We start from the raw sequence: 19913 nt of genomic DNA, 5'->3' as shown, positions 1-19913 counted from the left end.
ATAATGCTAAATATTTTTCTCATAATATTCTTCTGCGATCTCTTCGTAAAAAGCTGCAGATGTCGTATAGAAATATGGAATTAACCACAGGAATCCAATTCCTAATGTAATACAACTTAATATAAACCAGCCAATAAAACTTAAACATAAAATGAAATACTCCATCTTATGTCCATCCATCATACGACGACTTTCTGTAATAGCTTGGTTCAGTGAATACTCAGGATGATCGTTTATAATAAAGTATGTCATCGCATAAGAAAAAGATTTAATAATACCTGGAATAATGAACAATAACGTCCATAAGAAAAGATAAAGATTTACTAATAAATATAATAAAAATGATTTTAGAAATCTCTTTCCCTCTGAAAACCAAATGAATATATTACCAATACTAGCTTGCTTTTCACGAAGGATATTTAAACCAAGGTAATATCCACCTAAAGTTAACGGTCCAGTAACAAAAAATGTAAGAATATTCGTTGAAAGTGAACCATTTGTTTTTTGCCAACCGAAAATTAAAGAAAATCCCCAATCAACACTAAAACTAAAAGCCGTGATAAGAATTGAAATGAGTAGTGTAGCTCCAACAGCTAATCCCCATTTCCCTTCTAATGAATCTAGTGCTTCTCCTTTTAAATCACTAATCATGCGTAGCCTCGCCTCCTATACACAATAATTCTATTAGTATAGCATGTTCCTATTGAAATTCACCTTTTGAAATATAGCGATAAAAGTGTGCTGTCGTCGTACTCATATACGGACTAAGCCAAAGAAATCCTATTCCAAAAGTAAGAAGCGCTAAAATAGCCCATCCTATGAAGCTCAGCCATAAAAGAAACAAATCTAACTTATGACCCTTCATAAGATTCTTACTTTCCTTCATCGCCTGCGAAACACTATATTCTGGATTTTCAATCATCACATAGTACGTCAGTGCATAAGAAAAATACATCACAATCATACCAACAATTGAAATTGCTAGTAGTACACAGATAGCAATAGCAAACGACGCATTTCCTTCTTCACCAAAAAATGCAAATAAGGCTACTAACAATATCGGAATCCATGTACCTGTATATAATAAAATTGCAAGCATTGCCCACATTGTTTTCATCATTCTTTTAAAGCCACGAAATCCTTCAAATAAGTAATCTACTTTAGCATCTTCTCGTTTACTGATCTGTAAAAATACATTTGTATAACCGTATGATGTAATCCCATACGATGCGCTACTCAAAATTATCATAATGCAATAAAAAATCCCGAATGTAACACTTGCTCCATTTGATATTGTTTGCCCTTCAAGTGAACCTGCTAGACCAGCAAATAAGAGAAATATAATAATTCCTGGAATTAATAGTATAAGCATTGCAGCCATCGAAACGACATAACTTAAAATAAAATATAAAATTGTTGATCCAACACCTAGTCCCCATTTTCCCTTTAAAGAGTACAATGCTTCTCGCTTCATTTCACCAATCATTGATTCATCCCCTTTATGAAATATAAATTGTTGTACACTTCTACTTATACAAGCATCAATATAATTATACCAGTTTTGTAAAATTATCCATAAAATACACACAAAAAAAAAAAATCCGTAAAGGCAAAGCCCTTACGGATTTTTTCACTTCATATCGGAAACGTTTAAACGGTTCACGGCACGTTGTAATGCCATTTCTGCACGTTTAAAGTCAACATGTGCTTGTTTATCTTGCAGACGTTGCTCAGCGCGACGCTTCGCTTCATTTGCGCGATGGATATCGATATGGTTTGCTTCTTCAGCAGATGATGATAATACAGTCACTTTATCTGGACGAACTTCGATAAAGCCACCGCTTACTGCTACATAATCAGTGTGTCCACCATTTTTCAGACGAACTGCACTAATTTTTAATGGTGCAACAGTTGGAATGTGACCTGGTAAGATCCCCATTTCCCCACTCTCTGCTTTTACACTTACCATTTCTACTTCTTTTTCGTAAACCGGTCCATCAGGAGTTACAATACTGACTGGAAATGTCTTCATACTTCGTCCCTCCTAAGGCCTTACGCCATCATTTTCTTCGCGTTTTCAATAACTTCTTCAATGCCACCTACTAAGCGGAATGCATCTTCTGGAAGGTCATCATATTTTCCTTCTAGAATTTCTTTGAAACCACTAACTGTATTCTTTACAGGTACGTAAGAACCTTTTTGACCTGTAAACTGCTCAGCTACGTGGAAGTTTTGAGATAAGAAGAATTGAATACGACGAGCACGATGTACAACTAACTTATCTTCTTCAGATAATTCATCCATACCTAAGATAGCGATGATATCTTGAAGCTCTTTATAACGTTGTAAAGTTTGCTGTACTTGACGAGCTACTTCATAATGTTCTTCTCCTACGATTTCTGGAGAAAGTGCACGAGATGTAGATGCTAATGGATCTACGGCTGGGTAAATACCCATTTGCGTTAAACGACGCTCTAAGTTTGTTGTTGCATCTAAGTGAGCGAACGTTGTAGCTGGTGCTGGGTCAGTATAGTCATCGGCTGGTACATATACCGCTTGGATAGACGTGATAGACCCTTTATTTGTAGATGTAATACGCTCTTGTAATTGACCCATTTCTGTTGCAAGTGTTGGTTGGTAACCTACCGCAGATGGCATACGACCAAGAAGGGCAGATACTTCAGAACCCGCTTGCGTGAAACGGAAGATGTTATCGATGAACAGAAGTACGTCTTGTCCTTGCTCATCACGGAAATGCTCAGCCATTGTTAAACCTGTTAATGCAACACGTTGACGTGCTCCAGGTGGCTCGTTCATTTGTCCGAATACCATCGCAGTTTTCTTGATTACGCCAGAATCGCTCATTTCGTGGTATAAGTCATTACCCTCACGAGTACGCTCACCTACACCAGCGAATACAGAGATACCACCGTGCTCTTGTGCGATGTTGTTAATTAATTCCTGAATTAATACTGTTTTACCTACGCCGGCACCACCGAATAGGCCGATCTTACCACCCTTAATGTAAGGAGCAAGTAAGTCTACTACTTTAATACCAGTTTCAAGAATTTCTACTTTAGTAGATAATTCTTCGAATGCAGGTGCTTGACGGTGAATTGGATCACGATGTACATCTGCAGGAACCTCACCATCTAAGTCAATTGCATCACCTAATACGTTAAATACGCGACCAAGTGTTACATCACCAACTGGTACAGAGATTGGTTTACCAGTATCTTCTACTTCTGTGCCACGAACAAGTCCATCTGTGGAAGACATCGCAACTGTACGAACTGTATCATCACCTAAATGAAGTGCAACTTCAAATGTTAAGTTAATACTTCCGTTTTCGTTGCTTTGTTTTACCGTAAGGGCGTTGTAGATTTCTGGTAGCTTTCCGCCATCAAACTTAACGTCTACAACCGGACCCATGATTTGCGTAACGCGCCCTTTATTCATCGGGTTCCCTCCTAGCTTTCTTTTAATTAGCCAACTTTCTACGAGCAGCTAGCTTTTAATTTTTTATTGGTTTATAGCTTACGCGACTCTTTTGACAGAGCCGCTTCCGCTTTTTAATACTATTCTAACGCTGCTGCTCCACCAACGATTTCCGTAATTTCTTGCGTAATCGCTGCCTGACGCGCACGGTTGAATGAAAGTGTAAGTGAATCGATAACTTCCATTGCGTTGTCTGTAGCACTCTTCATTGCTGTCATACGCGCTGCGTGTTCACTTGCTTTACCGTCTAGTAATGCACCGTACACTAAGCTTTCTGCGTATTGTGGCAATAGTACTTTTAAAATTTCTTCTTCAGAAGGTTCGAATTCATAAGCTGTCGTCGGTTTGTCAGACGCCACATCAGTAAGCGGTAAAATTTTATTTTCCGTTACCTCTTGTGAAATTTTACTTACGTAATGGTTGTAGTAGATGTACAGCTCATCATAAGCACCATCTGCGAACATCGCAATTGCTCGAGAAGCAAGGTCTTTAATATCAGTAAATGATGGGTGGTCAGATAATCCAACTACTTCATCAATAATGTTAAAACCGCGACGTTTTAAATAATCACGTCCTAGTCGTCCAAGCACAATAATAGAATATTGGTTTGAATCCATATTATGACGTTCACGAATTACGTTACTTACTGTACGTAATACGTTACTGTTATAACCACCTGCTAGTCCGCGATCAGACGTAATAACGATGTATCCTGTACGCTTTACAGGACGCGCATTTAGCATTGGATGATTAATCCCTTTGCTTCCTTGCGCAATGCTCGCTACTACTTCTTGAATCTTTTCCATATACGGAACGAAAGATTTAGCATTTTGCTCTGCACGGTTTAACTTAGATGCAGATACCATCTCCATCGCTTTCGTAATTTGACTCGTTTTCTTTGTCGAGTTAATCTTCGCTTTTATATCGCGTAAAGATGCCACAGGTTTTCACCACCTTTTTTCCGGAAGTTGGCACGATTAGTAAGAATCCTCTTCCTAATCTACGTTGCAAGATATTCTTGCTCATGATTGAAGGAAAAGAATAGGTGCACCTACTCTTTTCCTTTACATGACCTTTAGCAATCTCAGAGCCCGAGATGCCTTTTATATATACTATCTAGCTCCAGCGGCTTGAATGCTCGGTGGCTTCACTTCTTCCTACGAGGCAAACACCGCCTCTTCGTCAGAAGCTCCATCCCCCTCACATTCAGAACGAGCCGCTTCCGCTTTTATTATTCAGAAGCTACAAATACTTTTTTAAATCCATTGATTGCTGCTGCAAATTTGTCGTCATCCGCAAGTTTCTTAGTTGTGCGGATTTCTTCTAATAAGTCAGTCGCATTAGAATCTAACCAAGCATGGAATTCTTCTTCAAAACGAGTGATATCTACTACTGGGATATCATCTAGGAATCCACGTGTTAAAGCGTAAAGAATGATAACTTGTTTCTCTACACGTAACGGTTTGTGTAATCCTTGTTTTAATACCTCAACAGTACGAGCACCACGGTTTAATTTCGCTTGAGTTGCTTTATCAAGGTCAGAACCGAACTGAGCGAACGCTTCTAACTCACGGTAAGATGCAAGGTCAAGACGAAGTGTACCTGATACTTTACTCATTGCTTTAATCTGAGCAGATCCACCTACACGAGATACAGAAGTACCCGCATCGATCGCTGGACGTACGCCAGAGAAGAATAGGTCAGATTGTAAGAAGATTTGTCCATCCGTAATAGAAATTACGTTTGTTGGGATGTATGCTGATACGTCCCCTGCTTGTGTTTCGATGAAAGGTAGTGCAGTTAAAGAACCGCCGCCTTTTGCATCACTTAATTTTGCTGCACGCTCTAATAAGCGAGAATGTAAGTAGAATACATCCCCTGGGTAAGCTTCACGACCTGGAGGACGACGTAATAGTAATGACAGCTCACGGTAAGCCGCTGCTTGTTTTGATAAGTCATCATATACTACTAATACGTGTTTACCATTGTACATGAACTCTTCACCCATTGTTACACCAGCGTAAGGAGCTAGGTATAATAATGGAGCTGGTTGAGAAGCAGATGCAGTTACAACGATTGTGTACTCTAATGCACCGTGCTTACGTAGTGTTTCTACTACGTTACGTACAGTTGATTCTTTTTGTCCAATTGCTACATAGATACAAATCATATCTTCATCTTTTTGGTTAATGATTGTATCAAGTGCAACCGCTGTTTTACCAGTTTGACGGTCACCAATGATTAACTCACGTTGACCACGGCCAATTGGTACAAGAGCATCGATCGCTTTAATACCTGTTTGAAGTGGCTCATGAACAGATTTACGATCCATTACACCTGGTGCTGGACTTTCGATTGGACGAGTGTTTGTTGTATTGATTGGGCCTAAACCATCAACTGGTTGACCTAATGGGTTTACAACACGACCAATTAGTTCTTTTCCTACCGGTACTTGCATGATGCGACCAGTACGACGAACTTCGTCACCTTCACGAATTTCTGTGTAAGGTCCTAAAATGATAATACCTACGTTGTTTTCCTCTAAGTTTTGTGCTAGTCCCATAACGCCGTTAGAGAACTCTACAAGTTCACCAGCCATAACGTTATCAAGACCATGAGCACGCGCGATACCGTCACCAACTTGGATAACTGTACCAACATCACTAACTTCGATTTCAGACTGATAGTTCTCGATTTGTTGCTTTATCAGTGCGCTAATTTCTTCAGCTCTGATGCTCATGTGCTTCACCCCTATCTATTCTTCATTAATTCACGCTGAATACGTGCTAATTTTCCTTGTAAACTTCCGTCATAAATGCGATTTCCAATACGTACTTTAATGCCGCCTAGTAAATCTTCATCTACAACATTTTTCACGCGAATTGCATCTTTTCCTGTTCTCTTCGCAAATGCTTCTGCAATGTTAAGCTTCTCTTCTTCTGATAGAAGACGAGTAGAATATACAGTTGCGTCCGCTACGTTACGTTCTTCATTAGCAAGAACAACATATTCATCTGCAATTTCAGGTAAGATATCAATGCGTTTGTTATCAATTAAAATATATAACGTATTTAAAATAGATTCAGAAACAGATCCGAATACGTTTGCAAGAAACGTTTTCTTTTGTTCCTTTGAAATGTTCGGTTGCGTTAAAAAGCTATGTAGTTCTCCGTTCTTTACATAAACGTTTTGTACAAGGCGTAATTCCTCTTCAAACATTTCTAATACGTGTTTTTCTTTAGCAATTTTAAAAAGAGCGACAGCATAACGTTTTGCTACAATCCCATTGCTCATCGCGCTTCTCCTACTTCTTTAATATAATCGCGAATTAACTTCACTTGATCTTCTTCTTTTAACTCTTTTTCAATTACTTTAGAAGCAATTTGAACAGATAAAGAAGCAACTTGTTCTTGTAAAGCAGCAATTGCTTGCTCTTTTTCGCGTTGAATTTCTTGTACAGCAGATGCTTTAATTGATTCTGCTTCTTCTTTCGCAGCAGCAACAATAACATCTTTTTGATCTACAGCTTGCTTTTTCGCTCTTTCGATTAACTCTTGTGCTTCAACACGTGATTGTTTTAACATTTCACGTTGTTCTTCTACTAATTTCTTCGCCTCAGCATTACTTCTTTCTGCAGCGTCGATTTCATTAGTAACATGCTCTTCACGTTCTTTCATAATTCCCATTAAAGGACCCCACGCAAATTTGCGTAGCATTACTAATAGAAGTAAGAAAATGAACAATGTATAAGCAATCGTTCCAAATGGAATGGCAGCACCTAATAATAAAGTTGGCACAAGGATTCACTCCCTTCAAAATATCTAAATTGATCATATGAAAAAAAAAGACATACGTTTCATTCATAAAGCAATGGCGAAGAAAGTTCGGAAAAACACTCTTCGCCATCTATGTAAGGGGAGTCTCCCTTATTTGTTCATTACGATGAATGCAATAACTACACCGATGATTGGAAGTGCCTCAACTAAAGCAACCCCGATGAACATAATTGTTTGAAGTGCGCCTTTTAATTCTGGTTGACGAGCAACACCTTCGATTGTACGTGATACGATAAGACCGTTACCAATACCTGCACCTAATGCTGATAAACCAATTGCAATTGCAGCTGCGATTACACCTAAACTCATTTAATTTGTCCTCCTTTGTATTATAAAAAAATAAATTTTTTCTTACTTAAATTATATTAATGGTCATGGCTTACTTTATGAGCCATATAAACCATCGTTAACATAACGAAAATAAATGCTTGGATTGATCCAACGAATACACTGAATCCCATCCATGCTAACATTGGTACAAGCGCACCTAATGCCCCAAGGACTGATGCTCCGCCCAACTTAGCAAGTAATCCTAATAAGATCTCACCTGCATAAATGTTACCAAATAAACGAAGACCTAACGTTAATGTGTTAGCAAACTCCTCAATAACCTTTAATGGGAATAAGAATTTCATAGGCTGGAAATAACCTTTTACGTACTCTTTCGTACCCTTCATCTTAATTCCATAATAATGGGTGAGGGTAACTACCATCACGGCTAATGTTAATGTAACTGCTGGATCAGACGTTGGTGATCTCCACCATGCAATATGTTCGCCAGCTTCAGTTGCTGAATACATGAATGGTAAACCAAGGAAGTTCGATACGATGATAAACATGATAAGCGTAACGCCAAGCGTTAAGAAACGTCCACCTGTTTTCCAGTCCATCGTACTATTGATAATCCCTTTCACGAAGTCAAACACCCATTCCATGAAGTTTTGCATCCCGGTTGGGCGAAGAGCTAAGCTGTGAGTTCCGATAACAGCGATTAAGAAAACAATAACTGCTGCTACAGTAACCATCATAACTGATGACAAATCGAACGTTAAACCTAGAAATTCAACTAATTTACCGTGTTCCACTAGTAATTCACCTCTCTTCCCTGCTCTTATACTCTAAATAAAGAAAATCTATGATCATGACAAGGTATCCTGTCAGCAATCCTACACCTAGGCCCCACATCGCGATTAACTCTTGATATTTGGCTGCAAATAAAATTAATAACCCAATCGTGGCGAATCTTGAATATGTACTTACCGCTGTTGCCTTGAACTTCACGTTTTCTCCATTTGTTACGCGATCTAGCAGCTTGTCTGTTCTACGTGCAATGATGCGCAAACTAAGAAAACTGAAAATCGTCCCGATAATCAGTCCAAGAAATACATCCTTGTAAGAGGTAAATCCCCATCCTAGCACTAGAAGCGCAAGCAAGTAGTACATATATTTCTTTTGTCTTTGGACAAGTCCATGTACGTCTATCATCATTGCTCTCCCGAATAGTAATGTCGAATGAGTCGAATCATTGCGTATACCCCTGTTCCTAGTCCGAGTAATAACCCTATAATAAGAAACAACGGAAACGTTCCAACCTTATTATCAATCCACTGCCCACCAAAGATTCCAACAAGAATAGAACCGACTAATTGAGCAAGAATACCTGACATTAAAGCATAAGCTTTTATATGGCTGCGATCGTTTTTTTGCAAGGATTCATCCCTCCAATATGTAACCCTCATTCACGATGTGTTAATAATAACTCATTTTTTTGCATAAATCCTATACAAAACAAAAAGTTTACATTTTCGTCACGGAATAGATGTAATTTTGTCACTGAAAGCCCTACCATCTATCCCCGTTGTTAGCATACAATAGGGTATTAACAGTGTCAACGAGAAATCGTAAAAAATCTAAAAATTTGAGTATTAGGCATTTCCTCCCAAAAATGAAAACGTTCCCCTTCTAAATACTGGTTACATATATGCAATTTCTAACAGTTTTCTCTTTATAATAGAAGGAAATGTTCACAAGTTTGTCACTATTATATTTTCGAGATATAACGCTTTTCTTCCATAATATAGTGTTCCTCAGACGTAAGACTTCTATATTATATGTGAGGTGTATGCAACTTATGTTGTATATACGATGTATATTTATCCTCTCCCCCTCCCCTACTTGCTTACAACAAAAAAAACGAGCTGGGGAATCTCCCCTGCTCGTCAGTTGTCTTACTTCGTTCCGAATAAACGGTCACCAGCATCACCAAGACCTGGTACTACATATCCGTGGTCATTTAATTTCTCATCTAATGCTGCTACATAAATATCAACATCAGGATGTTCTTCTTGTACTACTTTTACCCCTTCTGGAGCTGCAACGATACACATTAATTTAATTTGTTTCGCACCGCGCTTTTTCAGAGAGTTAATTGCTTCAGCCGCAGAACCACCTGTTGCTAGCATCGGATCTAGTACGATAAAGTCACGCTCTTCTACATCCGTTGGAAGTTTCACATAGTATTCTACCGGTTGCAATGTTTTAGGGTCACGGTATAAACCAACGTGTCCTACTTTTGCTGCTGGAATTAATTTCAGAATTCCATCAACCATTCCTAAACCTGCACGTAAAATCGGAATTAAACCAAGTTTTTTACCAGCGATCACTTTTGTTGTCGCTTTGCTTACAGGTGTTTCAATTTCAATGTCCTTAAGTGGAAGGTCGCGAGTAATTTCGAAAGCCATTAAGCTTGCTACTTCGTCCACTAATTCACGAAAATCTTTCGTACCTGTATTCTTATCGCGAATATATGTAATCTTATGTTGAATTAACGGGTGATCAAATACATACAGTTTTCCCATGTGAATCTCTCCTTTAGATGATATTCATGCGTTTGCACGCTTTTTTACACTATTTACGATTGTAAAGAAAACGCTACTAATATTCAAGGGCAAATTTGGCAAAATCATGATTTTACGATGAATCTATCTAGTATCTTTACCAATTATGGGAGCTGTATCCTTCATTATATCGCCAAAATTTATTCATCATTTGTATACATACTTTAAAAATAATATATGTCCACAAAAAAGACCGCCAAAACAATTAAGTCTCGGCAGTCTTCTTCAATCTATTATAGATTTGGATACATTGTGAATTTGCTAGTTAACGCTTCTACACGCTTACGTACTTCTTCTAATGCAGCTTCATTTTCATGATTTTTTAATGTATAAGCAATAAGTGACGCAATTTCATCCATTTCTTCTAAACCGAAACCACGAGATGTTACAGCTGCTGTACCGATACGTACACCACTTGTTACAAATGGGCTTGCTGTTTCAAATGGAATTGTATTTTTGTTCACTGTAATACCAACTTCATCTAATACGTGCTCTGCTACTTTACCTGTGATTTCTAAGTTACGAACATCAATCAAGATTAAGTGATTGTCTGTTCCGCCAGAAACAAGTGTAAGTCCTTCTTTTTGAAGACCTTCAGCTAAGCGGTTCGCATTGTTAATGATATTTTGTGCATATGTTTTGAAATCATCTTGAAGTGCTTCACCAAATGCAACAGCTTTTGCAGCGATTACGTGCATAAGTGGACCACCTTGAATACCAGGGAAGATTGATTTATCAATTTGTTTTGCAAATTGCTCTTCACATAAAATCATACCACCACGCGGACCACGTAACGTTTTATGTGTTGTCGTTGTAACGAAATGTGCATGTGGTACTGGATTTGGGTGTAAACCAGCAGCTACTAAACCAGCGATATGTGCCATATCAACCATTAAATAAGCGCCCACTTCATCTGCAATCTCACGGAATCGCTTGAAATCGATAACACGAGGGTATGCACTTGCACCTGCAACGATTAATTTTGGTTTATGTTCTTTTGCTTTTGCTAATACATCATCGTAATTAATACGGTGAGAGTCAGCATCCACGCCATATTCTACGAAATTATATTGTACTCCACTGAAGTTAACAGGGCTTCCGTGTGTTAAGTGACCACCATGAGATAAGTTCATACCAAGTACTGTATCGCCTTGCTCTAAAATCGTGAAGTATACTGCCATGTTCGCTTGTGCACCAGAGTGTGGTTGAACATTTACGTGCTCTGCGCCGAAAATTTCTTTCACGCGATCACGTGCGATATCTTCTACTACGTCTACGTGTTCACAGCCACCATAGTAACGTTTTCCAGGATATCCTTCAGCATACTTATTCGTTAAAACAGAACCTTGTGCCTCCATTACTGCTTCACTTACGAAGTTTTCCGAAGCAATTAACTCAATCTTTGAACGCTGTCTTCCTAGTTCTGCCTCAATTGCAGCAAATACCTTTTCATCTTGACGTTTTAAATGATCCACCAAAATCCCCCTTTTCTGAACGAATTACATCGATTCCCAACAGTTTTTTCTTATTTATTCAGAAAAAACGAAAATTCAGGTTGTAATTCTTTCGAACCTTCATGTTTTCAACTACATTCTAACATGACTTTCTATATCATAAAAGAAAAAAAAGACCGAAAATCGGTCTTTTCTTTCTTCTATTATAAAGTCAGACAACATACCTTTTATCTTATGATAAACAGTTACTATATGACTTCCTAATTTCTCATATTTAACGGCAAGTGGTAGTCTCTTCCACTGCCGCATAGACAGCACGCGCTCCACCAATTAGTTTTCCACGTGTTTTGGCCATCGTTACATGCGCACTTCCAATTGCCTTCACACTTGTACGAACCGGAACAGCTACATGCTTTAAATGCATACCGATAAATGTATCACCAATATCCATTCCTGCATCAGCTTTAATAAACTCAACTACTACCGGATCTTTCAAATTGTGATACGCGTATGTCCCCAATGCACCACCTGCTGATCTAACAGGCGTAACTGTTACAATTTCAAATTGATATTTTATCGCTACTTCTCTCTCAACTACTAAAGCACGGTTTAAATGCTCACAACATTGAAACGCTAATTCAATACCTATTTGCTCTTGAAATTGTTTTAACTCAGAGAAAATCGCCTCTGCTACTTCCATCGTTCCTGATGTTCCAATTCTTTCGCCTAGCACTTCGCTCGTGCTACAACCCACTACAAAAATTTGACCGCTTTGTAATGAAGCTTGTTCTTGGAAATCAGAAAGCGACATTTGTAGCTGTTCTCTTACCTTTACGATTTCTGTCATTACGCCTCTTCCTTTCACAGGTTGGTTCACCAAATTATATTTCACACTACTGATAGTTAGAATCTATTACTTTGTTTCGTATGTTTTAATTTTTCCTACGCGGTTTTCGTGACGACCACCTTCATAGTCAGTTGTTAACCAGATTTTCGCGATATCACGCGCTAGACCAGCACCAATTACACGCTCACCCATCGCTAGCATATTAGTGTCATTATGCTCTCTCGTTGCTTTCGCGCTGAAAGTATCATGAACTAACGCACAACGGATACCATTTACTTTGTTTGCTGCGATTGACATACCAATGCCTGTCCCACAAACTAAAATACCACGATCTACTTCACCATTCGCTACCATTTCAGCTGCTGGAAACGCAAAGTCAGGGTAATCAACAGAACCAGCTTCACATTCACAACCTAAATCAATATATTCAATATTTAACTCTTCTAATAAACTTACAAGTTCTTTGCGGATATTCATACCGCCGTGATCAGATGCTATTACTACTTTCATTTTTACCCCTCCAAAGTTTCAATCAATTATCTTCATTTCACACTCGCTACCTCACATAGGAAGAAGTGATCTCCAATATCGTATTATACACGAAACATCAACCTACTGAATGTTTTTTCAGTAAAGTTTGTACAAGTTTTTCCATCTCATCTAACGTTTCTTTATAAATAGAAAGCGAGCCTCCAAATGGATCTGAAATGTCCTTGCCTATACCTTCAGTTAATCCATATAACGTATTTAATTTCTTTTCAACGCTCGGATAATGCCCAAGTACAATTTGCTTATGGTTTTCTGTCATCGTTACGACAATATCAGCCCAATCAAGCAAAGTTTCATTTATTTGCTGCGCCGCATGATCAATTAAAATTCCTTTTTCAGCTAAAGCTTCCTTCGCATGTACCGATGCATCGCTCCCAGGATAGGCGAAAACACCAGCAGATTGCACTTCAAACTTATCTCCTCCGTGATGACGAAGCAACGCCTCAGCCATTGGACTACGACATGTATTGCCAGTACAAACAAATAACACTCGTTTCATTCAAACCCACCCCTATATTCGATTTCTTACCATTCATCATAACTTACATTAGAATAGAACAAAAGAAATGTGAATATACAAAAGGCGCATTTCTCTTATATTTTTTCTAAGAAAAATGCGCCTTATCCACATATATGTGAAACCCTATTTCCAAGTGCCTAGGGTATTTTAACATACATGCTGAACATGCAACAAAAATAAGGAATCCATTTCATACGAAACGGATTCCTCTTATATTGCAATTATTTCATTGTAACTTTCATTACTTCTGTTGAACCTTTTGTAGCTGCTACGCCTACAGTTGTCTTAATAGACTCAGCTGCATCTGTGTTTGTAATAACAATTGGAGTAATTGTGCTTTTCGCTTTTTCACGGATTAATTCTAAGTCGAATGAGATTAATTTATCTCCAGCTTTTACAGCTTGGCCTTCAGAAACGTGAGCTTCGAAACCTTCGCCTTCCATTTTTACAGTTTCTAATCCAACGTGGATTAAAATTTCTGTACCGTTTTTCGCTTTAATTCCGATAGCATGTTTTGTGTGGAATAATTGTACGATTTCACCATCAACTGGAGATACAACTACACCTTCAGTAGGATCGATTGCAACACCGTCACCCATCATACGACCAGCAAATACTGGATCTGGTACTTCTTCAATATTTTTCACTGCTCCAGTTAATGGAGCTACGATTGTTTCTTCATTTGTTTTTGAACCAAGACCGAATAATTTTTTAAACATAGGATAGTCCTCCTTATAATTTACCTAAAAGTTTATAGGGCAATCCCTAGTAAAGCTCGGGATACATGTAAGACTTCATACTTCGAATATTATACTGTAAAAACGCTTTCGAAATAAATTACGTCATTACTAATAGACTCTTATTGTAGCGCTTCACAAAATTCCAGTCAATTCTGATTGTCTGAATAACAATTAGAAGTTAACTTCTATTCATATTTTCTCTTTTTTTGCCCAACTTGTCTAGAGGTCTTTACTACATTTTATTTTTTGTTGTTAATTTGTAAAATTTAATTCAAACTTTTTTCAAAATCCACTTGACTAAAGTAAGTAACTATTTTATTATTACTTATGTAAGGTAAGTTAATAACTTTTAGGAGGTTTTTAAAAATGATGGATTTCGGTCTACTTATTATTCGTCTTATTATAGGAATTACATTCATGGGTCATGGCGCTCAAAAATTATTTGGTTGGTTCGGCGGTTACGGTTTAAAAGGAACAGGTGGCTGGATGGAGTCAATCGGTTTACGTCCTGGTGTATTTATGGCATTTATGGCTGGCGCAACTGAATTACTAGGTGGTTTCTTATTTGCATCAGGTATTTTCATTGTAGTTGGTTCATTATTTATCGTTGGAACAATGTTAATGGCTATCTTCACTGTTCACGGAAAAAATGGTTACTGGGTAACACAAAACGGATATGAATATAACTTAATGTTAATCGCTGTCGCTGTTGGTGTAGCTTTAATCGGACCTGGCGCATACGTTTTACTTTAATTTTTATCTCAAATTTGAGATTCTTGAAAAAAGAACTTACTTCATTACAATTGAAGTAAGTTCTTTTTATGAAACAAAATATTATTTCCAGCAGGATTTTCTCATCGTTATCTTGTAAACAAACAATAAGTATTCATATTTAGAAAGGGGATTACAAGCATGTTATCCATTAATCCAAATGAACAAACTGAAAAAGATAATTACAAATTACTTACTGGAAGTATCATCCCTCGTCCTGTCGCATTCGTTACTTCTATAACAAAAGAAGGTGTACTAAACGGAGCACCATATAGTTATTTCAATATTGTCGCTGCTAATCCACCACTTATCTCAGTATCTGTACAACGAAAAGCCGGAGAAAGAAAGGACACTTCCCGAAACGCAATTGAAAAAGGAGAATTTGTCGTACATATTTCTGACGAATCATATGTAGCAGCAATTAACGAAACAGCAGCTAACCTCCCGCCAAATGAAAGTGAAATTGAACTAGCAAAACTAACACCAATCGAAAGTGAAGTCATCTCTGTTCCAGGTGTAAAAGAAGCAAATATTCGAATGGAATGCGTATTAGAACGTGCAATTCCACTTGGCGGAACGGAAGACTCACCAGCTTGTGATCTACTAATTGGACGCGTCGTTCGTTTCCACGTTGCCGAACATCTATATGAAAAAGGGCGCATTCACGCCGAAGGACTCAAACCAATAAGCCGCCTAGCAGGACACAACTATGCAAAATTAGGAGAACAATTTGAATTGGTTAGGCCAGTTTAAAAGTGGAAGTGGCCCGTTTAGCTCTGACCAGCTAAGGTTCTCTCGCACAAAAGGTGCTTTTTACCTTTCGTGCGGGAGGTTCTTAGATGCGAAGAGCTGGCCACTGGAACTGGATAATATCTAAAAGCGGAAGCGGCTCGCTCAGAATGAGAGGGGGATGGAGTTTCTGACGTAGAGGCGCTTTTTGCCTCGCAGGAAGACGCGAAGCCACCGACCATTCTAGCCGTTGGAACTGGATATATTTAAAAGCAAGGCGGCTAGATTCCCCCCATCACTCAAATATAAAATCCCCTGCTTTTTAGCAGGGGATTTTATCATTGTAATTCTTCCTTCTTTTCCTCTAAAGTAGGCATTTTCTCTTTTTTCGGCTTCCCTAGCTTAATTACGAAGAAGTATAGGGAAAGCAATGTGATAAGAAAAACAATTAAAAACGGGTACGGAGAGTAAAAGGCACGCGCCGCCTCAGTCTTTCCCGCAACAAATTTCAATGACTCAATATCTAAAAACTCAGCAAACATTTGTACACCGAGCATACTAAACCAAAAAACAAAAAAACTAATAATAATACCAAAAACTTGCTTCAATCTCGTCATTCATCTCATCCTTTCTATATCTGTAATTTTTAGCGCAATAAATATAGTACAAACAAAATATTCACAGAAAGGAACTATCTCACCATTCACGAATTAACTTAATCCAACCTAACATCGAAATTTGCAAAATAATACCCCAAATTATAAGTCTTCTTAGCCATCGAGGATAGAAGGTTAAAAATTTAACATACCATTCCAATAGCTTGTTCATAATTCCCTCCTACATAAAATTATATAGGAAAAAGGATATATAATCCAAACCCAACCAAAATGATACCACCTACTATCTCACCATATGTACCGAGCATATCTTTCACATGTCTCCCAATTAATAAACCCATCCACGCTAATAACATGCTAACAAATCCAAAAAGTAAAATCGTAATAATTGTTTGTGCTCCATAAATACCAAGACTAAGTCCTACTGAGAAACTATCTATACTGACGCCAAATGCAAATACGAATAAACTAATTCCAATAGGGGCTGTTCTAGTCTCTTCATTTTGTAAAATGCTCGAATATACGATATAAAACCCTAGTCCGATTAATAAAATAGCACCCGCAAAATGTGCGATATCTCCATACTTCTCTGATAAAAAACGACCTAGTACCATTCCTATAAACGGCATAATAATATGAAATATCCCTATCGTCATACCAATATACAGGATTTGTCTTAACTTTAGGGGTATCATCCCCATACCAAGACTCACCGAGAACGCATCCATCCCTAAGGCGAATGCCATAATTATTAAAGGTATTAGCTGTTCAAACGTCATTCATGCCCCTCCTTGGACGTGCTACTTCACAATATGCTTATCCAAGGAGAAATATTCTGTTTGCTAATCTTACCTTATCATTCAATAATAATATGATGTCCTGCCGCTTTTGTTAAACGATTCATAATTGCATTCCCTATTCCTTCATTAGGGAATGACTCACTAAAAATAACATCCACTTCACTTGCATCAAATGTTCTAAGTACATCATATAATTTAGTCGCAACACTAGCTAAGTCACTTCTAACACCACAAGATAATATAACATCTGCACTATATACATGCTGATACTCTTCTGTCGTTAATACGCCTACTTTAAATCCTTCTTCCTTTTTCTCATCCACAAGATGCTGAATAAACTCACGTGAGCCCTCAACAATACTAAGTGGTGCTTTCGGGGCATAATGTGTGTATTTCATTCCAGGCGATTTCGGTTTTTCCTTCTCATCCTTTAAAGCTGGATCTAAAGAAACAGTACCTATCACCGCTTCTAATTGTTCTTTCGTAATCCCACCTGGACGTAATATTGTTGGAACCGCGCTTGTACAATCAATTACAGTTGATTCAACGCCTACTCCAGTTGCACCACCATCAACAATACCTGCAATCTTCCCATTCAAATCTTCATATACGTGAGAAGCTAATGTTGGACTTGGACGCCCTGAACGATTCGCACTTGGTGCCGCAACAGGTACATTCGCCTCTTCAATAAGAGCAAGTGCAATTGGATGATCAGGCATTCTTACTCCAACCGTATTAAGTCCTGCCGTCACCTTCTCTGAAATCCCTTCTTTTCTCGGCAAAATAATTGTTAATGGTCCTGGCCAAAAATGCGCCATTAACTTCTCTGCAACTGGTGGAATTTCTTTCACAATCCCATCTAACTGAGATTTTGTACCTATATGGACAATAAGTGGATTATCACTCGGTCTTCCTTTCGCTTGGAAAATTTTCGCGATTGCTTCATCATCCATCGCATTTGCACCTAACCCATATACTGTTTCCGTAGGGAAAGCAACCGCCTCATTTTCTCTTAATAATTTTGCTGCTTCTTGTAACTGTGGATAATATTTTTTTCTTTCCACAACATTATCCACAACCCACATGTTTGTATGCATTTTTTTCCACGTCCTTTTCTACCCTTAAATACTTGTATATTTTTAGTTTACTATGAGATTTATCCAAAAGACAAACAAGGTTTATCCACAAAATGTGGATAAACCTAATTAATCCGTGGATAACTTTGTGAATAGCTGACAATTTAGTATTATTGCATTCTGCTCTTTTATATTTTTACAAAAATGTTCTAGTTGTTGAATTCCCTCTGGAACCTCATCCTTTTCTATAGTAAAAAAGTCAAAAAACTGAAAGATCGGTACAGATTGTGGATGATTTGTTAGTAAGTACAATTGTTGAACACTTTTTTCTTTCATATACTGCAAAAACATTTCAAAAAAATATAAGAAAGTCTGTTTATCCACATGAGGTGTGAATAAACAAGAACGAATAAGCACATCTTCCCCACTTTGTTCATAACCAATTACAGCTCGTATTTCTTCCGCCTCTTCCAAAATCATAAATTGTGCGTACAACTCATTTATTTTATCATCTTTTTTATTAGCTTGTCCGAAAAAAGAATGTAATCTTTCCACATCTGCTTTCGTAGCAAAATACACTTTCTTCATAATAAATCCCTCCTCATTTTTATATATGAAGAGGGATTTATTAATAGTACTATTTAGAGAATAAAGATGTAAAAGCTTCTACAATAAACAATTTAACTTCTGGCTTTTCTTCTTCCTCTTCTACTTTTACATACTCATTTTGCTTTTCTTGTTTTTTCTCCACAGGTTTCTCCACTTTTTCCACAGTTTTTATTTCTTCTTTACTTACAGGCTGCTCTTCGACTTTTGTTTCATTTTTTACTACTTTCTTTTCAGAAGCTGTTACTTTTTTTACTACTTCCTGCTTTACAGCTTTCGTTTCTTTTACCTTATCTACTTTCTTATCTACTTTCTTCTCTTCTTTATCTATTACTTCCTCATCTAGTTGTTTCACCTGCTCCTCTTCAGGAGATTCCGCCTTCACAACGTGCTCTTCTTTTCTTACAGCTGTCCCGCTCGAAAAATCTAAGAAACACATTGGTGGAAATAATACACACCACCAGTTCGCCCCTTCACCTTCTCCAATTGTGATTAATACTGCTTCATATTCTCCTGCTGGATAAATAAAATTCCCGTATACCTTTGTAGGAAACTTTACATTCTTACTAAATTTCACTTGAAATGAATCTTTACTTCCTTCTCTTTTTAACGTATTTTCCACCGTTTTCTCGATTTCTGGAATATGACTTTGAATTACTTTGCGTGCCTCTTCAAATGAAGTTAAATCCGCTACCCACCCATCAATTTGTGCTTTTACTTCATCACGCACTTTACGCTTTAATGCCTGGTCTTTATCTGAATCACTATTTGCTAAAATTCGTAATCGAACGGCCTCTTTCGGAATAACTGAAGGCCCTTTCGCATCAGCTTTCATATATCCAAACTGCACAAGTAACTGTGCACCAATTAATAGTATAAGAAGATAAGCAATAACTTGTTTTTTCATTTCCTCCACCGTCCCTTCTACAAACAGTGTGGACAGACTTTCATCTTTCTAAACTATTAAATTCAA

At 37.7% G+C, this 19913-nt stretch carries 27 protein-coding genes; 2 read left to right on the top strand and 25 right to left on the bottom strand.

What is annotated here, in order from left to right; all coding sequences use genetic code 11:
• Positions 1-6 precede the first annotated feature (6 nt).
• From QO049_RS00970 to QO049_RS00880, 19 genes are all read right to left on the bottom strand, one after another.
• Positions 7-651: a DUF975 family protein gene (locus QO049_RS00970; protein WP_000622463.1), complete on the bottom strand. Its 645-nt coding sequence runs from the start codon at positions 649-651 to the stop codon at positions 7-9.
• 49 nt (positions 652-700) lie between these two features.
• Positions 701-1588, bottom strand: coding sequence for a DUF975 family protein (locus QO049_RS00965; protein WP_002097917.1), 888 nt, complete (start codon positions 1586-1588; stop codon positions 701-703).
• A gap of 42 nt (positions 1589-1630) precedes the next feature.
• Positions 1631-2032 carry a F0F1 ATP synthase subunit epsilon gene (gene atpC, locus QO049_RS00960; RefSeq protein WP_000847211.1) on the bottom strand — a complete coding sequence of 134 codons (402 nt, stop codon included), beginning with the start codon at positions 2030-2032 and terminating at the stop codon, positions 1631-1633.
• Between the two features lie 20 nt (positions 2033-2052).
• Positions 2053-3459 carry a F0F1 ATP synthase subunit beta gene (atpD, locus tag QO049_RS00955; RefSeq protein WP_001032593.1) on the bottom strand — a complete coding sequence of 469 codons (1407 nt, stop codon included), beginning with the start codon at positions 3457-3459 and terminating at the stop codon, positions 2053-2055.
• Between the two features lie 119 nt (positions 3460-3578).
• Complete coding sequence (atpG, locus tag QO049_RS00950) at positions 3579-4439, bottom strand: F0F1 ATP synthase subunit gamma (protein WP_000157696.1); 861 nt, start codon at positions 4437-4439, stop codon at positions 3579-3581.
• Positions 4440-4729: 290 nt separating this feature from the next.
• The gene (gene atpA, locus QO049_RS00945; protein WP_000027518.1) at positions 4730-6238 is read right to left on the bottom strand and encodes a F0F1 ATP synthase subunit alpha; all 1509 of its coding nucleotides are present in this window, start codon (positions 6236-6238) and stop codon (positions 4730-4732) included.
• A gap of 11 nt (positions 6239-6249) precedes the next feature.
• Positions 6250-6792 (bottom strand): F0F1 ATP synthase subunit delta, encoded by a 543-nt coding sequence (gene atpH, locus QO049_RS00940; protein WP_000064683.1) that lies wholly within the window; start codon positions 6790-6792, stop codon positions 6250-6252.
• Positions 6789-7295 (bottom strand): F0F1 ATP synthase subunit B, encoded by a 507-nt coding sequence (atpF, locus tag QO049_RS00935; RefSeq protein WP_001142618.1) that lies wholly within the window; start codon positions 7293-7295, stop codon positions 6789-6791. Before atpF ends, atpH begins: the two co-directional genes overlap by 4 nt.
• A 129-nt stretch (positions 7296-7424) precedes the next feature.
• Entirely contained in the window at positions 7425-7643 is a 219-nt protein-coding gene (gene atpE, locus QO049_RS00930; RefSeq protein ID WP_000052064.1) for a F0F1 ATP synthase subunit C, read from the bottom strand.
• A gap of 56 nt (positions 7644-7699) precedes the next feature.
• Positions 7700-8419: a F0F1 ATP synthase subunit A gene (atpB, locus tag QO049_RS00925; protein ID WP_284489087.1), complete on the bottom strand. Its 720-nt coding sequence runs from the start codon at positions 8417-8419 to the stop codon at positions 7700-7702.
• A gap of 7 nt (positions 8420-8426) precedes the next feature.
• A complete protein-coding gene (locus QO049_RS00920; protein ID WP_000567600.1) occupies positions 8427-8819 on the bottom strand; it encodes an ATP synthase subunit I in 393 nt (130 codons plus the stop codon).
• Positions 8819-9043 (bottom strand): AtpZ/AtpI family protein, encoded by a 225-nt coding sequence (locus QO049_RS00915; RefSeq protein WP_001171223.1) that lies wholly within the window; start codon positions 9041-9043, stop codon positions 8819-8821. Before QO049_RS00915 ends, QO049_RS00920 begins: the two co-directional genes overlap by 1 nt.
• 26 nt (positions 9044-9069) lie before the next feature.
• Entirely contained in the window at positions 9070-9183 is a 114-nt protein-coding gene (locus QO049_RS00910; RefSeq protein ID WP_000232962.1) for a DUF4024 domain-containing protein, read from the bottom strand.
• 379 nt (positions 9184-9562) lie between these two features.
• Positions 9563-10192, bottom strand: a complete 630-nt coding sequence (gene upp / locus QO049_RS00905; RefSeq protein WP_000517539.1) for a uracil phosphoribosyltransferase — start codon at positions 10190-10192, stop codon at positions 9563-9565.
• 272 nt (positions 10193-10464) lie between these two features.
• Positions 10465-11706 (bottom strand): serine hydroxymethyltransferase, encoded by a 1242-nt coding sequence (gene glyA, locus QO049_RS00900; protein WP_000349807.1) that lies wholly within the window; start codon positions 11704-11706, stop codon positions 10465-10467.
• 253 nt (positions 11707-11959) lie between these two features.
• Positions 11960-12532, bottom strand: coding sequence for a TIGR01440 family protein (locus QO049_RS00895; protein WP_246961644.1), 573 nt, complete (start codon positions 12530-12532; stop codon positions 11960-11962).
• A gap of 66 nt (positions 12533-12598) precedes the next feature.
• Positions 12599-13042, bottom strand: coding sequence for a ribose 5-phosphate isomerase B (rpiB, locus tag QO049_RS00890; RefSeq protein ID WP_000869542.1), 444 nt, complete (start codon positions 13040-13042; stop codon positions 12599-12601).
• Between the two features lie 97 nt (positions 13043-13139).
• The gene (locus tag QO049_RS00885; RefSeq protein ID WP_000832368.1) at positions 13140-13580 is read right to left on the bottom strand and encodes a low molecular weight protein arginine phosphatase; all 441 of its coding nucleotides are present in this window, start codon (positions 13578-13580) and stop codon (positions 13140-13142) included.
• Between the two features lie 242 nt (positions 13581-13822).
• Positions 13823-14320 (bottom strand): PTS sugar transporter subunit IIA, encoded by a 498-nt coding sequence (locus QO049_RS00880; RefSeq protein ID WP_000473665.1) that lies wholly within the window; start codon positions 14318-14320, stop codon positions 13823-13825.
• A 387-nt stretch (positions 14321-14707) separates the two neighbouring features.
• On the opposite strand from QO049_RS00880, the gene QO049_RS00875 reads away from it, so the two are divergent.
• Both QO049_RS00875 and QO049_RS00870 read left to right on the top strand, forming a co-directional pair.
• Entirely contained in the window at positions 14708-15094 is a 387-nt protein-coding gene (locus tag QO049_RS00875) for a DoxX family protein (RefSeq protein WP_000968616.1), read from the top strand.
• 159 nt (positions 15095-15253) lie between these two features.
• The gene (locus QO049_RS00870; protein ID WP_070757605.1) at positions 15254-15865 is read left to right on the top strand and encodes a flavin reductase family protein; all 612 of its coding nucleotides are present in this window, start codon (positions 15254-15256) and stop codon (positions 15863-15865) included.
• Positions 15866-16179: 314 nt separating this feature from the next.
• On the opposite strand, the gene QO049_RS00865 is transcribed toward QO049_RS00870, so the two are convergent.
• From QO049_RS00865 to spoIIR, 6 genes are all read right to left on the bottom strand, one after another.
• On the bottom strand, positions 16180-16458 hold the full coding sequence (locus QO049_RS00865) for a DUF3935 domain-containing protein (RefSeq protein WP_000197472.1): 279 nt from the start codon (positions 16456-16458) through the stop codon (positions 16180-16182).
• A gap of 79 nt (positions 16459-16537) precedes the next feature.
• Entirely contained in the window at positions 16538-16669 is a 132-nt protein-coding gene (locus QO049_RS00860; protein ID WP_001037636.1) for a hypothetical protein, read from the bottom strand.
• A gap of 19 nt (positions 16670-16688) precedes the next feature.
• A complete protein-coding gene (locus QO049_RS00855; protein WP_097919106.1) occupies positions 16689-17237 on the bottom strand; it encodes a manganese efflux pump MntP in 549 nt (182 codons plus the stop codon).
• A 77-nt stretch (positions 17238-17314) separates the two neighbouring features.
• The gene (locus QO049_RS00850) at positions 17315-18355 is read right to left on the bottom strand and encodes an L-threonylcarbamoyladenylate synthase (RefSeq protein ID WP_016111025.1); all 1041 of its coding nucleotides are present in this window, start codon (positions 18353-18355) and stop codon (positions 17315-17317) included.
• Between the two features lie 108 nt (positions 18356-18463).
• Positions 18464-18922, bottom strand: a complete 459-nt coding sequence (locus QO049_RS00845) for a GNAT family N-acetyltransferase (protein WP_000758437.1) — start codon at positions 18920-18922, stop codon at positions 18464-18466.
• Between the two features lie 49 nt (positions 18923-18971).
• A complete protein-coding gene (gene spoIIR / locus QO049_RS00840; RefSeq protein ID WP_246961646.1) occupies positions 18972-19847 on the bottom strand; it encodes a stage II sporulation protein R in 876 nt (291 codons plus the stop codon).
• Positions 19848-19913: the final 66 nt, after the last annotated feature.

The sequence above is a fragment of the Bacillus sp. RB3 genome, assembly GCF_030164735.1.
GTDB lineage: Bacteria > Bacillota > Bacilli > Bacillales > Bacillaceae_G > Bacillus_A > Bacillus_A cereus.
Note: the sequence above shows the minus strand (reverse complement) of the source record. Positions and strands in the feature narration are given on the sequence as shown.